This window comes from Mycobacterium sp. 852014-52450_SCH5900713 (assembly GCF_001667075.1).
GTDB lineage: Bacteria > Actinomycetota > Actinomycetes > Mycobacteriales > Mycobacteriaceae > Mycobacterium.
Genome location: NZ_LZIL01000032.1, coordinates 179,988 through 194,462, shown reverse-complemented (window position 1 = coordinate 194,462; position 14,475 = coordinate 179,988). Strand labels below are relative to the sequence as shown.

Here is a 14,475-nt window from a genome sequence, read left to right as displayed (position 1 = left end):
ATGAGAATATCCGAAGTCCCGTTCGCCGTTCTGCGGTTCCACTACCAGCTGGCCCGTTTCCCATTGCAGGTCATCGAGGATCGGGTTGTCACCCGAATCCCGACCGAAGCGCCCGCGCGGCTGCTGTTCGAGCGCTCGCTCGGCATGCTGGACACCACGGTCGGCAATGTGCTCGATGATCCGAAGCTGGTCGAGCGGGGGACGGCACTCGTTGAACGCAGCGACGCGCTGGGCCGCGCGGCGCAGCTGGACGCGAAGGCCGTAGCCAGGAAGGAGCAGGCCGACGCGAAGCTGAAGGGCGCCCGCGACGAGGCGATCGCGGACCGGCAGGAAGCGCAGGCGGCCACGCAGCAGGAGATCACCGAGGCCCGCAACGCCGCCGAGCAACGCAAACGCGAAGCCGCGCAATCGGCCCAGCAGCAGAGCGCCGCGGCGAAGCGGCGCGCCGACGAGGCGGCGGAGAGGCAGAAGCGGACGGTCGAGTCGGCCAAACGCCAGGTGGAGACCAGGACTCAGGCCGCCGAGAAGGCCGCCTCCAAGGCCGCGGCGGCGAAGATCGACGAGGCCGAGGACAAGCTGGGCGACGCCGCCGAAAAGCGCTCCGAGGCGGACCGCGTCGCGCAACTGGCGGCCGCCGAGAAGCGGCAGCGGCAAGAAGAACGCGCGAACGACTGACGGCCGCGCGCCTCAGACGCGCGGCGCCGGCCCCTGGTTGATCTTGTTGGCCGCGAACGTCGCGGCCTGGGCGGTCATTCCGGCGTCGATATAGGAGACGTGCGCCATGATGTTGCCGCCTCCGGAGCAGATCGGGTCGTCGGGGGCGCACAGGCTGATGGTCTTGGATCCGTACGCCGGGTTGATCGTCGGTAGCGGTTGTCCGCCCCACAACATGGATGAGAATCCGCTGCTGGGCTCGCCGAAGAGGGCCACCGCGGCGACGTGGTCGGCGACCGAGGGCGCCATCGCGTTGGTCGCCAGATCGATCACCGTCGAGCCCTGCGAGTATCCGCCGAGGACGATCCTCGAGTTCGGGCAGCTGGCCACCGTGTCTTGAATATGTGTGCTTGCGTCATTGGATCCGGCGTTGGCGCTGTTGTGGTAGTCGTCGTTGGCCGGGTAGTTGACGGCGTAGACGTCGACGGACTTGCCTCCGAGCTGCGAGGTGAGCGAGTCCACGAACGCCTGCCCGATGTTGCCCAGACCGGGCTCCTGATGAGTGCCGCGGGCGAACACCACCGAGACGTCGGAGCATGCGTCGGCGGCAGCGGAGGGCAGGGCTGACGAGTCCCAGACGGGGATGCTCAGCGCAGCCCAGGTCGTCGCCACCGACACACCAACTATGCGACCAAATCTGCGTGCACTCATGCCGAAATCCTGTCACATCATCGACCGCGGCGGTCCTGCCGGTTGACGCTGGGTCGGGGAAGCGAACGCATACAGCCGAATCATATTGCGGCGCAACGGAAGCTCTCAGTCGGCGGTAGTCCGGATGCGAATGGGGCCGGTCCAGTCGCCCTCGGGATCGACAGCGGAGCCGCGCTGCGTGATCTCCACGTCGCCCGATCTGGCGAGCTGCCGCGCGACGTCGCGTGCTTCGGGCATCAGCGCGCGCCAGTTCTCGCCACCCACGGCCCGGGCCGCGTCCGACGGGCAGATGCTGCTCCGCGAGCCGCGGTGCTCGGCCAGCGCGCGGATCGACGATTCGAGTCGCCGCCTGATCGGCCCGTCCCCGAGCGCGATCTCGGCATAGTCGGCGCCGGGCCCGCCGCCGTCACGGACCCGGCCCAGCTCGGCACGCAATCGCCCACCCATTCCTAGCGGCCGCGCCACTGGGGCTTGCGCTTCTCGGCCCACGCCCGGAGGCCCTCGGCGACGTCCTCGGTCGCCCCGGCCACCTTGCGCATGGTCTCCCCGAAGCGAACGGCCTCGATCCAGCCCATGTCCGCCGTCCGCCACGCCACTTCCTTGGTCGCCCGCTGGGCCAGGGGAGCGGCCTCGGTCAGGGTCCGGGCCCAGGCCCGGGCCTCGGCCTGCAAGTCGTCCGGCTCGACGAGCTTCCACACCAGACCGATTTCCTTGGCCCGCACGGCGCTCATGGGCTTGCCGGTCAGGAGCAGTTCCATGGCGTGGGCCCAGCCCACCCGCTGGGGTAGCCGGATGGCCCCGACGATGGTGGGCACGCCGATCGACACCTCGGGAAAACAGAACGTCGCCTCGGTGCTGGCGATGACGAAGTCGCAGAAGAGCGCGCCGGTCACTCCATAGCCGATGCAGGGCCCGTGCACGGCGGCGATGGTCGGCTTGAACAGCTCCATCCCCGACTCGAAGGAGTTGATCGTCGGCTTCTCCCAGAAGGTGCCGCCGAAGGTGCCCACCGAGCCCTCGCCGTCCTTGAGGTCGCCGCCGGCGCAGTAGACGCTGCCGTTGGCGGTCAGGATCGCGACCCACGCGTCCAGGTCGTCGCGGAACCGCTCCCACGCCGCGTTCAAGTCTTGACGGAGAGGCCCGTTGATGGCGTTACGAGCCTCGGGGCGGTTGAGGGTGATGGTAGCGACGTGGTCGTCCAGCTCATACGTGACGAGACTCATGGGTTCACCCTAGGGCGCCGAGTGTGGGCCCTACGGATGAAAACTGACTCGAATTCGTCCATCGGCCCCACGCTCGGCGAACGGCCCACGGCCCGACCCCCTAAGTACGGCAGGTCGCGGTGACACCTGGGGTTTGCAGCCGTCCGGCAAGCCAGGGCAGCGTTGCGGCGAATGCTGTTGCGGCAGAGGGCCAGTCGTGCTTCCCGGGCAGTTCGACGATGCTGCAGTCGATGCCATGGGCGGCACCGAGACCGCAGAGCGATTCCGCGGCGGCCTGACCGACCGCCTGCGACCGGCCGCCATGCCCACCCGGAACCGCGAACAGACCGGACAGATCGGAGTAGGCGCCGTGGCGCGCGATGACCGTGCTGGGGTCGAACGACGACCAGGCCTCCGAGTCGCCGCCAAACAACCGGTCGACGGTTTGGGATCGCGTGCCCGCGTTGGGCGCGAGGTCACCGCCGACGTCGACGAAGGCGCCGAACGTGCCGGGATGCATGACGGCCAAATCGACCGCGCAGGTACCGCCGGAGGAGAAGCCGACGACGCCCCACCTCGCCGCCGCGAATTGGGCATTGATCGCGGGAACGACATCGGCGGTCAGGTGGTCGGCGGCGTTGCCGCGCGACCCGTTCACACACTCGGTGTCGACGCCGAATCCGCCGGTCGCGTCGGCGAAGACGGCGATGGGCGCGTTGCCGGCGTGCGTCGCGGCAAAGGCGTCGAGGGTGCTGACGGCCTCGCCGGCGCGAATCCAGTCGGCCGGTGTGTTGAATTCCCCGCCGAGCATGAGCACCGCCGGCAGCCGCGCTGGTGGTGTGCTGCTGAACCAGGCCGGTGGCAGGTAGACCCATTCGCCGCGGTGGCGAAAACCCGACGCTTGGTCGCCGGAGTCCACCGCGACGACCACGCCGCGTGACGGCTTGACGCCTTTGTGCCGCATCGCCGCAACGGCATCCCAGTCGGCTTGGCCCGGCAACGGCGCATTGGTCAGTTGGCCCCAGGCGGCGTAGACAGTGGGGAAGTAACCCAGCCAGCCGTTGATCGTCAATCCCGTGCTCAGCAGGCAAAACGACGCCGCGAACACAGCGGCGTTGCGCCGCCACCAGCCGGCGCCATGCCAGCCGACTACCGCGATCACCACGGAGAATCCCGTGAGCGAGACCCACAGCCACATCGGCCACGGCGCCGGCTCGCTGGCCAGACCGAGCGTTTCGTAATGCCAGTGAATGAGCGCGCCGAACAGGACGCCCATAACCGCCCCCGCCGGCACCGACAACACCCGCCAGCGGCGCCCTCGCCATCCGATCGCGTAAACCAACGCCACGACGGTGAGCAGCTCGACGGCGATCGGGATGGCGCCCCGCATCAACGAGATCCGCCACAGGGGATTGGTGTAGTCGGCCGCCTGCGCGAGACGCGAAAACGCTGCCGGCTTCGGATATTCCGGACGCCGCCGTGGATTACCCGGGCCGATTGCGCGCGAATCACCGTCGCCCGACCCGATGATGTCCGCGAGCGGGCACGCCTACCCTGGCCCGAGTGGCCGAACTGTCCGTCGCGGAACTGCGCACCCGACTCGACGGTCTGACAACCCGCGACGCCGCACGCCTCGGCAGGCGCCTGAAGAATCTGCGCGGAGCCAAACCCGACCAGCTGCGGCAGCTCGCCGAGCAGATCACGCAGGCCGAAGCGCTCGTCGCCGCGCGGCAAGCCGCGGTGCCGGCCATCAGCTATCCCGATCTCCCGGTCAGCGCGCAGCGGCGGGAGATCGCCGACGCGATTCGGGACAACCAGGTCGTCGTCGTCGCCGGTGAAACTGGTTCGGGCAAGACCACCCAACTGCCCAAGATCTGTCTCGACGCCGGCCGGGGCGTCCGCGGAACCATCGGGCACACCCAGCCCCGGAGGCTGGCCGCCCGCACGGTCGCGCAACGCATCGCCGACGAATTGGGCGGCCCGCTCGGCGAGACCGTCGGCTTCACGGTCCGGTTCACCGATCAGGTCAGCGACCGCACCCTGGTGAAGCTGATGACCGACGGCATCCTGCTCGCCGAGATTCAGCGGGACCGCCGGCTGCTGCGCTACGACACACTGATCCTCGACGAGGCCCACGAGCGCAGCCTGAACATCGACTTCCTACTGGGTTACCTGCGCGAGCTGCTGCCGCGCCGCCCCGACCTGAAGGTGATCGTCACCTCGGCGACCATCGAGCCGCAACGGTTCGCGGACCACTTCGGCGGTGCGCCGATCCTCGAAGTGTCCGGGCGGACGCACCCGGTAGAGATCCGCTACCGGCCGCTGGAACTCCCCGTGTCAAGCGGCCGGGAGGATGATCCCGACGACCCAGATCACGAGATCGTGCGCACCGAGACCCGTGACGAGGTCGAGGCGATCGTCGACGCGATCGCTGAGCTCGAGGCCGAACAAGCCGGGGACGTCCTGGTGTTCCTCTCGGGCGAACGCGAAATCCGGGATACCGCCGAGGCTTTGGGCGGATTGAGAAACACCGAGGTGCTTCCGCTGTACGCCCGGTTGCCGACCGCTGAGCAGCAGAAGGTGTTCGCGCCCCACACCGGGCGCCGGGTCGTGCTGGCAACCAACGTCGCCGAGACGTCGCTGACGGTGCCGGGTATTCGCTACGTCGTCGACCCCGGCAACGCCCGTATCTCGCGCTACAGCCGCCGCTTGAAGGTTCAACGGCTGCCGATCGAACCGATCTCGCAGGCCTCCGCCGCCCAACGGGCGGGCCGCTGCGGCCGGGTCGCGGCCGGCGTGTGCATCCGCCTGTACTCCGAGGAGGACTTCGCGGCCCGTCCGCGCTACACCGAGCCCGAGATCTTGCGGACCAACCTCGCCGCGGTGCTGTTGCAGATGGCCGCGCTGCGGCTCGGCGAGGTGGAGAACTTTCCATTTCTCGACCCGCCGGACCGGCGCAGTGTCCGCGACGGCGTGCAGCTGCTGCAGGAGTTGGGAGCTTTCGACGCCCAGGGCACCATCACCGACCTCGGCCGCCGCCTGGCCCGCCTGCCGGTCGACCCCCGCCTGGGCCGGATGATCCTGCGGGCTCACACCGAGGGATGCGTGCGGGAGGTGCTGGTGCTGGCCGCGGCGCTGACCATCCACGACCCGCGGGAGCGGCCCACCGACCGCGAGGAGGCCGCCCGTCAGAAGCATGCTCGCTTCGCCGACGAGAACTCCGACTTCCTTACCTACCTCAACCTCTGGCGCTACCTAAGCGAACAGCGGAATACCCTGACGGGCAACGGATTTCGCCGCATGTGCCGAGATGAGTTTCTGCACTACCTGCGCATCCGCGAGTGGCAGGACCTGGTCGGGCAACTCCGTGGCATCGCGCGCGACCTGGGCATCGTTGAAGGTGCCGCATCCGATGCGCCCGCCGACCCGGAGCAGGTGCACGCGGCGCTGTTGGCCGGGCTGCTGTCGCACGTAGGCATGCGCCGCGAGGGCGGACGCGAATACGGCCGTGAGTTTCTAGGCGCGCGCAACTCGCACTTCGTCCTCGCACCGGGCTCAGCGCTCACCAAAAGCCCACCCCGCTGGGTGGTCGTGGCCGAGCTGGTCGAAACCAGCCGCCTGTACGGGCGCACCGCCGCGCGCATCCAGCCCGAGGCGGTCGAGCGGATCGCGGGCGACCTCGTGCAGCGCACCTACAGCGAACCGCACTGGGACGCCAGGCGCGGCGAGGTGATGGCCTACGAGCGGGCGACGCTCTACGGCCTGCCGCTGGTTGCGCGCCGCCGCGTCGGTTACGCCGGGGTGGAGCCGACGGTGGCGCGGGAGTTGTTCATCCGGCACGCGCTGGTGGAGGGCGACTGGCAGACCCGCCACCACTTCTTTCGCGACAACGCGCGGCTGCGCGCCGACCTCGAGGAGCTGGAGGAGCGTGCCCGCCGCCGCGACCTCCTCGTCGGTGACGACGAGGTCTACGCGCTCTACGATGCCCGCATTCCGGCCCAAGTCGTCTCCGCGCGGCACTTCGACGGGTGGTGGAAGAAGCAGCGACACAAGACACCGGAGTTGCTGACCTTCACTCGGGACGATCTGTTGCGCACCGCCGACACCGCCGACGCCGAGCGGCCGACCGCCTGGCATTCGGGCGACGTCACGCTGCCGCTGACCTACCGGTTCGAGCCGGGTGCCCCCGACGACGGCGTCACGGTGCACGTGCCGATCGACGTGCTCGCGCGGTTGGGCGGTGACGAGTTCGCCTGGCAGGTGCCGGCGATGCGCGAGGAGCTGGTGACCGCGCTCATCCGCTCACTGCCAAAAGACTTGCGCCGCAACTTCGTTCCCGCCCCCGACACCGCCCGAGCCGTGCTGACGGGGATCGACGCGGCGGAGGAGTCGTTGCTGGAGGCGCTGCAGCGCGAATTGCGCCGTCGCACCGGCATTCTGGTGCCCGTCGAAGCATTCGACCTCGACAAGTTACCGGCGCATCTGCGGGTGACCTTCGCCGTCGAGTCCCCCGACGGTACCGAGGTCGCCCGCGGAAAGGACCTCGACGCGTTGCAACTACGGCTGGCCGCGCCCGCTCGTCAGGCCGTGGCGGGGGCGGTCGCCGGCGGGCTGGAACGGACGGGCCTGCGCACCTGGCCCGACGACCTCGACGCGCTGCCGCGTGTCGTCGAGCGAACGGTCGACGGCCGCGCCGTGCGCGGCTTTCCGGGCTTCGTCGACGCGGGCAGCGCGGTCGACCTGCGGGTCTTTGCGACGCAGGCGGAGCGGGACAACGCGCTGGGGCCGGGAATGCGGCGATTGGTCGGGCTGAGCGTGGCGTCGCCGGTCAAAGCGGTTGAGCGACAACTGAGCTCACGAACCCGCCTGGCGCTCGGCGCGAACCCGGACGGCTCGCTGACCGCGCTGCTCGAGGACTGCGCCGATGCCGCGACGGGCGCGCTGGCGCCCGGGCCGGTGTGGACCCACGACGAGTTCGCCGCGCTACGCGAGCGGGTGGGCGAGGCGCTCGTGTCCGCGACCGCCGACATCGTGGCCCGCGTGGAGCAAGTGTTGGACGCCGCGCAGGACGTGCAACTCGCCCTGCCCGGCCGGCCGCCGCCCGCGCAGTCCGAGGCGATCGCCGACGTTCGCGCTCAGCTGGATCGACTGTTGGTGCCGGGGTTCGTCGCCGCCACCGGAACTGCCCACCTGGGCGATCTCATCCGCTACCTGAGCGCAATCCGCCGGCGCCTCGAGAGGCTGCCGCACGGGATCGACGGGGACCGGGAGCGAATGCAGCGGGTGCGCGCCGTGCAGCGCGCCTACGACGATCTGACACAGTCGCTGCCACCAGCGCGGCAGGCGGCGTCCGACGTCCGCGAACTTGGGTGGCAGATCGAGGAATTACGGGTGAGCCTTTGGGCCCAGCAGCTGGGCACCCCGCGGCCGGTTAGCGAGCAGCGGATCTACCGAGCGATCGACGCGCTACGCGACCGTACGTGAATTATTGCCCTCCCACTCTCAACGTATAGCGCACCGGGGGGCTTGCGGCAAGGGCGGGGTGATGCCGCACAATCGCTGGCCGAAGCCGATTTTCGCTCTTATCAGGGGGTTGGGAGTGTTATCACACGAGAACGTCGACCACGCGGTGCTGATCGCCGGAGGAGGCCCGACGGGCCTGATGTTGGCCGGTGAATTGGCGTTGGCGGGGGTCGATGTGGCGATAGTCGAGCGGCGCGCCGGCCAGGACCTCATCGGTGCGCGCGCCGGGGGTCTGCACGCGCGCACCATCGAGGTCCTCGATCAGCGGGGCATCGCCGATCGGTTTCTTGCCCGGGGCGAGGTTGCCCAGGTCGCCGGGTTCTCCCAGATTCGGCTCGACATCAGCGACTTTCCCACCCGGCATCCCTACGGTCTCGCGTTGTGGCAGAACGAGATCGAACGCATACTCGCCGACTGGGTGGACGAGTTGGAGGTGCGGTTCTATCGCGAACATGAGGCGATTGGCATCGCCCAGGACCGCAGGGGTGTCGACGTGGCGTTGTCCGATGGCCGATCCCTGCGAGGGGCATACGTCGTCGGCTGCGACGGCGGGCGCAGCGTGGTCCGTAAAGCCGCCGGCATCGATTTCCCCGGCTGGGAGCCGACAACCAGTTACCTGCTCGGCGAGGTCCAAATGGATTTCGGCACAGGGGATTCGCCGGTATGGGGCATCCGCCACGATGCACTCGGGGTGCATTCCCTTTCCGCGTTTGAGGAGGGCGGGCCGGTGCGAGTCATGGTCACCGAGCGGCGTCTCGGGCCAAGCAGCGAACCCACGTTAGGCGACCTGAGTGAGGCGCTGATCGCCGTATACGGAACGGACTACGGGATACACAGTCCCGCTTGGCTTTCCCGATTTACCGACACGGCGCGGCAAGCCGCAACCTATCGCGACCGGCGCGTCCTGCTGGCCGGGGACGCCGCGCATGTCCACCACCCGGTGGGCGGCCAGGGGCTCAACACCGGCGTGCAGGATGCGGTCAATCTGGGGTGGAAGCTGGGACAAGTGGTCAACGGCACGTCGCCCGGCAGCCTGCTCGACAGCTATCACACCGAACGGCACCCGGTCGCCGCGCGCGTGCTGCGCAACGCGATGGCGCAGATGGCGCTTCTTCGCCCCGACGACCGAACCAAGGCCTTGCGCGACACGATTGGCGACCTGCTCGCCATGGAAGAACCTCGCCAACGGTTCGCCGCCATGATGTCCGGCCTGGACATCCGCTACGACCTGGGCGACGCACACCCGCTGCTCGGACGGCGCATGCCCGACCTTGACCTGGTCACCGCCGAGGGGCCGCTGCGGGTTTTCACGCTGCTACACCAGGCCCGACCGGTGCTGCTCAACCTCGGCGAAGCGGGCCGATTCAACCTGGCTTCCCGGGCGGACAGGGTCCAGCTGGTCGACGCGGAATACGGAGGTAACTGGGAACTTCCGGCAGTCGGCAGGGTAACGGCTCCCGACGCGGTATTGATTCGTCCGGACGGGCACGTGGCCTGGGTCGGAATTGGCACGAGTGACGGCTTGGGCGACGCGCTCACGGCGTGGTGCGGCGCCCCGCCCGGCCCTTAGGGGCTAATCCGGCGGTTCGTCGCCCGAGCCGAGGGTGGGGGCGCGTTTCCGGTCGCTGGGCTTGCCGGCAACGCCTTCGGCCTCCCGGTCGTCGGCGACCTTCTCCTCGAGCTGGTCGACGATGTCTTCCAGCTCCTGAGAGTGGCCCCGGAGATCTTTGTCGGGTTTCGTCATATCACTTTCCATCGACTGTGGTCGGGCAGCGCCCGTCGCTTTCCAGTACCCCATCCGCCGGCTGGTAACCGGCCGGGTCTTGTGATCCTCAACATGGCGGTGAAGTGGCCGCGTTGGCCGAGCTAGCAGTGACGGACGCGACATTACGCCGCAGCGGTGGAAGTATCGCAGGGGTGGCCGATAAGAAACCGCAGACCATCTCGTACCCGGCGGCCGACAGGCGTCCGCGCCGCCACGAAACCGAGCCGCTCGATCCCCACGTCATCGTTCTGTTCGGTGCGACCGGGGATCTGGCGAAACGCAGGCTGATCCCCGGCTTGGCCTATCTGGACCAGTCCGAGCTTGCGCCCGACATCCAGATCGTCGCGACGTCGCTGGAAGACCTCAGTGATGACGATTTCCGCGATATCGCCAAAGATGCCATCGAGTCGTTCGGCAGGCACAAGCTCACGTCCGAACAGTGGGCCAATTTCGCGAAGATCATCACCTACGTCCCGCAGGGGAAGGGACCGGAAGCGCTGGCGGCGGCGGTCGCCGAAGCCGAAGCCGAGCTGGGCTCCAACGTCAAGCGGCTGCATTACCTGTCGGTGCCCCCCAAAGCCGCGCGCGAAGTCATCACCATGCTGAGCGACGCCAAGCTCGTCGAGCGCTCGCGGGTGGTGATGGAGAAGCCGTTCGGAACCGACCTGGCCAGCGCGGTGGCGCTCAACGACTTCGTGCACGAAACGTTCGAGGAATCCCAGATTTTCCGTATCGACCACTTCCTCGGCAAGGAGGCAGCACAGAACATTCTGGCGTTCCGCTTCGCCAACGGACTGTTCGAGCCGATCTGGAATCGCAACTTCATCGACCATATCCAGATCGACATCCCCGAGGCTCTCGGCCTGGATCAGCGGGCGAACTTCTACGAGGAGACCGGCGCCTACAAGGACATGGTCGTGACCCACCTGTTCCAGGTGATGGCGTTCGTCGTCATGGAGCCGCCCACGGCGCTCGAACCTTTTGCCATCAGCGAAGAAAAGAACAAGGTGTTCCGCTCGATGCTGCCGGTCAAACCCTCCAACGTGGTGCGCGGCCAATACAACGGCTACCGCGAAGAGAAAGGCGTGGCAAAGGATTCCGACACCGAGACGTTCATCGCCCTCAAGGTCGGCATCGACAACTGGCGCTGGGCGGGCGTGCCCATCTATCTGCGTACCGGCAAGAAGATGGCCGAGGGCATCCGCATCATCTCGATCGCATTCCGGGAGGCGCCCCGGACGATGTTTCCGCCCGGCTCGGGGGTCGGGACTCAGGGTCCCGACCACCTGACGTTCGACCTCGCCGACAACTCGAAGGTTTCGCTGTCCTTCTACGGCAAGCGGCCGGGCCCCGGCATGAAGCTGGACAAGTTGTCCATGCAGTTCTCCTCGCAGGAGATCGACACCGTCGTGGACGTGCTGGAGGCCTACGAACGGCTCATCCTCGACGCCATGCGGGGTGACCACACGCTCTTCAACACCGCGGAGGGCATCGAATCGTTGTGGGAGCGTTCGCAGGAGCTGCTCGACGACCCCCCGCCGGCGAAGATGTACCAGCCGGGCACCTGGGGTCCCAACGCCATCCATCAACTGATCGCACCCAATGCGTGGCGGTTGCCCTTCGAGCGGGAATGGCGCGACGCCAGGCCTGACTCCTAGCCGGCGCGGTCAGCCCAGTTCGGCGCTGATGTAGGTGATGGCGTGCCGAAATTCCTTGAGCATTTCGTTGTCAGGAACGACGAAGCCGTGCTCGGCGTATAGCTGGTCGGTGGGGTGGGGGGCGACGATCCAGCCGGTCGCGGCCAGGTGCTCTCCGGCGGGTTGGCGCACCCCCTCCCACACCAGATCGGCGACGTCGATGTCCAGTCCGTGCTTACGCCACGTGGTGCGCATCGCCCGGGCGCGCTCGTTGGTGAACACGGCCATGTCGGTGATGTTCTCGGTGGCCAGCCGGCTGCCCGGTGCGCTGAGCGCGGTGATGTTGTCCAGGAGGCGGTCCTGTGCCTGCGGCGGCAGGTAGGGGAGCAGGCCTTCGGCGATCCAGGCCGTCGGTGCCGTCGGGTCAAAACCCGTGCCACGCAGCGCGGTTGGCCAATCCTCGCGCAGGTCGATGCCTACCGTTCGGCGTTCGGCGGTCGGTTCGGCACCGATCCGGGCCAGCGTTTCGCTTTTGAAGGCGATGACCTCGGGCTGATCAACCTCGTAAACCACCGTGCCCGCCGTCCAGGCCAAGCGATAGGCCCGGGCGTCGAGCCCGGCGGCCAAGATCACGGCCTGACGTATCCCGGCGCTGGACGCCGATGTGAGGAAATCATCGAAAAACCTGGTGCGTACGGCGATCTGCTCGCGACGCTGCTGCAGGGTCACGGGCATGTCGTCGTTTTCGAGCGGGATCTGGCCGTCGAGCATGCGGACGAAGAACGGGTGCCCGACCGCGCGCACCAACGGCTCGGCGAACCGGTCATCCAGCAGCGGATCGGGCTCGCGGGAGGCCAGCGCCCGGGACGCGGCGACCATCGTCGCGGTAGCCCCAACACTGGAAGCCAAATCCCAGCTGTCGCCCTCGGTGCGCGCCGAACCAAGTGATGACACTCGCCGCTCCCTCCTTTGATTCGCCCGCCGCGGCGGCAGGAGTCCGGATGTTCGCCGCCAACGGACTGTGCGGCCATACCACCTGAGATCGAAGGGTACTTTCTGCCTAAGCCGCGCTCACCAAGCCCCCGCTGAGCTCGAGACAGGAAGCGAATCACTGGATGGCACCGACTCTGCGCCCGCGCCGCTCGGCGTTGTATCTGCCCGGCAACAAGACCCGCGCATTGGAGAAGGGTAAATCGCTGCCCGCGGACGTGGTCATCCTCGACCTCGAGGACGCCGTAGGACCCGACGCCAAAGCCGATTCGCGGGCCGCGGTGTGCGACGCGATCTCCCCGGACAGCTACGGGCCCCGGGAGGTCGTGGTGCGCATCAACGGCTTGGACACCGAGTGGCACGACGAGGACTTGGCCGCGGTGGCGGGTTCGGCCGCCCACGGCGTGCTGGTGCCGAAAGTCGAGTCGGGCGATCAGGTCCGAGCGCTGGCCGCGACGCTGGCCAAGCTCGACGCCCCGGAGTCGTTGCGGCTGTGGGTGATGATCGAAACGCCGCGCTCCTTCCTGAGGGTCGAGGAGATCGCTTCGGCCAGTGACCGACTGGCCGCGCTGGTGATCGGCACCAACGACCTGGTGAACGATCTGCACGCGTTGCACGTGCCTGGCCGCACGCCGGTCGTGCCCGCGTTGTCGTTGGCGGTGCTGGGAGCCAGGGCGGCCGGAAAGGTGATTTTGGACGGCGTGTTCAACGACATCACCGATGAAGACGGATTTCGCGCCGAGGCTCGGCAGGGCCGCGAAATGGGTTTCGACGGCAAGACTTTGATCCATCCGTCTCAGATCGGCCCAGCCAACGACCTGTTCGGTCCGTCGGAGCAGGAAGTCGCCGACGCCCGCAAGGTTGTCGCGGCCTATGAGGAAGCGCGGGCCGCGGGGACCAGTGTCATCACGGTGGACGGTCGGATGGTCGAGAGCCTGCACGTCCGCAACGCCGAGCGCATCCTCGCGCTCGCGGACCTCATCGCGGAACTGGCGTCCGCCTCCTAGACGTACGGGCTCATTGCTTGTCGACTCGGCCGGCGATCTGGCCGGCGAGTTTGACCGCCAAGTCCGCCGGTTCCTTGCGGACCACACCGACATCGATCGCCACGTTGTTGCGCACGGTCAGCGCGCGCTGGCAGGTCATGGTCAGCAGGACGTTGCCGTTGTCGCGCACTGTCATCGTCAGGGTGGTGCTCAACATCCCGTTGGCGTTGGAGACCGGTCCCACCTGCCACCCCGTCTCGGGGGTGTCCTGTCCGGCGGGAGTGGTGAATTGGCGGTTCGCGCAGGCCGGCCAGCGCTGCGCCGAGCTACTGAAGAAGGCGTTCGCCTCTTTGGGAGACGGGAACAGCACCAGTACCTGGCCCACCTCGGGATCCGGCTCATTGGAATTCGGGGGAAGGGACGCGACCTCGTCGTCGCCGCTGACCGCGGTGTAACCGCTACCCGCATAGACGGGAGCCTGACCGGGGCCGATGGCATAGATGCAGTCGTCGGGGAATTTCCAGCCCGCGGGCCAAGGCTGCTTCGCGTTGTCGTCTTGGAGCTTGTCGTTCTTTTCTTTGCTCTTCGATCCGGTCACACCCAGCGCGCTGTCGATCTCCGCCGAACCGAGCAAGAGCCCCGACAGCGCCGCCTGCGCGACCGGCGGACGCGTCGAGGTCGTCGTCGACGAGCCGGGGCCACCTTCATTGCTACCGCCGCACGCGGCAACCAGTAATCCGATGGTCGCGAACGAGATCGCGGCTGACAGTCGGCGCATGTATTGCTCACCTTTCACGGTCGCGTTCAGCTCTGCAAGCCTCCGCGCGACCAGACGCATCCACGACCAAGCTAACGAGGTGGACGGAAGCATAACCGCTCGGACAGCAAATTGCGTGATTCGTCGCAAAGTGTTCGATGAACCGTCGTTCGAAACTCGGGATTCATGTCGCTCGCGTAGCGCGCCGACCGGGCCAAGACCGACGGATCGGCCCGCTCGGCGGCCCGCA

The 14,475-nt window shown here is 67.9% G+C and carries 12 protein-coding genes; 5 read left to right on the top strand and 7 right to left on the bottom strand.

Features of this window, described 5'->3' with window-relative positions:
- On the top strand, positions 1 to 675 hold the full coding sequence (locus A5773_RS07985; protein ID WP_066948564.1) for an IF2 family translation initiation factor: 675 nt from the start codon (positions 1 to 3) through the stop codon (positions 673 to 675).
- A 12-nt stretch (positions 676 to 687) separates the two neighbouring features.
- Here A5773_RS07985 and A5773_RS07980 read toward each other — a convergent pair whose 3' ends face one another.
- The 4 genes from A5773_RS07980 to A5773_RS07965 form a co-directional block, all read right to left on the bottom strand.
- Complete coding sequence (locus A5773_RS07980) at positions 688 to 1,365, bottom strand: cutinase family protein (protein WP_066948567.1); 678 nt, start codon at positions 1,363 to 1,365, stop codon at positions 688 to 690.
- A 105-nt stretch (positions 1,366 to 1,470) separates the two neighbouring features.
- Complete coding sequence (locus tag A5773_RS07975) at positions 1,471 to 1,800, bottom strand: DUF3253 domain-containing protein (RefSeq protein WP_231989090.1); 330 nt, start codon at positions 1,798 to 1,800, stop codon at positions 1,471 to 1,473.
- Between the two features lie 14 nt (positions 1,801 to 1,814).
- Complete coding sequence (locus tag A5773_RS07970) at positions 1,815 to 2,588, bottom strand: enoyl-CoA hydratase/isomerase family protein (RefSeq protein ID WP_066948570.1); 774 nt, start codon at positions 2,586 to 2,588, stop codon at positions 1,815 to 1,817.
- A 100-nt stretch (positions 2,589 to 2,688) separates the two neighbouring features.
- Entirely contained in the window at positions 2,689 to 3,957 is a 1,269-nt protein-coding gene (locus A5773_RS07965; RefSeq protein WP_066948573.1) for an alpha/beta hydrolase family protein, read from the bottom strand.
- Between the two features lie 173 nt (positions 3,958 to 4,130).
- Between A5773_RS07965 and hrpA the strand changes: the two genes are divergently transcribed.
- Both hrpA and A5773_RS07955 read left to right on the top strand, forming a co-directional pair.
- Positions 4,131 to 8,051, top strand: coding sequence for an ATP-dependent RNA helicase HrpA (gene hrpA / locus A5773_RS07960; RefSeq protein WP_066948577.1), 3,921 nt, complete (start codon positions 4,131 to 4,133; stop codon positions 8,049 to 8,051).
- A 115-nt stretch (positions 8,052 to 8,166) separates the two neighbouring features.
- Complete coding sequence (locus A5773_RS07955; RefSeq protein ID WP_255360741.1) at positions 8,167 to 9,660, top strand: FAD-dependent monooxygenase; 1,494 nt, start codon at positions 8,167 to 8,169, stop codon at positions 9,658 to 9,660.
- A 3-nt stretch (positions 9,661 to 9,663) separates the two neighbouring features.
- Here the strand turns inward: A5773_RS07955 and A5773_RS07950 are convergent, their stop codons facing one another.
- Positions 9,664 to 9,846 carry a hypothetical protein gene (locus A5773_RS07950; RefSeq protein WP_066948580.1) on the bottom strand — a complete coding sequence of 61 codons (183 nt, stop codon included), beginning with the start codon at positions 9,844 to 9,846 and terminating at the stop codon, positions 9,664 to 9,666.
- Positions 9,847 to 10,007: 161 nt separating this feature from the next.
- Between A5773_RS07950 and zwf the strand changes: the two genes are divergently transcribed.
- Positions 10,008 to 11,513, top strand: coding sequence for a glucose-6-phosphate dehydrogenase (gene zwf, locus A5773_RS07945; RefSeq protein ID WP_066948583.1), 1,506 nt, complete (start codon positions 10,008 to 10,010; stop codon positions 11,511 to 11,513).
- 9 nt (positions 11,514 to 11,522) lie between these two features.
- Here zwf and A5773_RS07940 read toward each other — a convergent pair whose 3' ends face one another.
- Positions 11,523 to 12,446 carry a class I SAM-dependent methyltransferase gene (locus A5773_RS07940; RefSeq protein ID WP_066948587.1) on the bottom strand — a complete coding sequence of 308 codons (924 nt, stop codon included), beginning with the start codon at positions 12,444 to 12,446 and terminating at the stop codon, positions 11,523 to 11,525.
- Between the two features lie 161 nt (positions 12,447 to 12,607).
- On the opposite strand from A5773_RS07940, the gene A5773_RS07935 reads away from it, so the two are divergent.
- Positions 12,608 to 13,489 (top strand): CoA ester lyase, encoded by an 882-nt coding sequence (locus A5773_RS07935; RefSeq protein WP_066948590.1) that lies wholly within the window; start codon positions 12,608 to 12,610, stop codon positions 13,487 to 13,489.
- Positions 13,490 to 13,499: 10 nt separating this feature from the next.
- Here the strand turns inward: A5773_RS07935 and A5773_RS07930 are convergent, their stop codons facing one another.
- Positions 13,500 to 14,246: a sensor domain-containing protein gene (locus tag A5773_RS07930; RefSeq protein ID WP_066949108.1), complete on the bottom strand. Its 747-nt coding sequence runs from the start codon at positions 14,244 to 14,246 to the stop codon at positions 13,500 to 13,502.
- Positions 14,247 to 14,475: the final 229 nt, after the last annotated feature.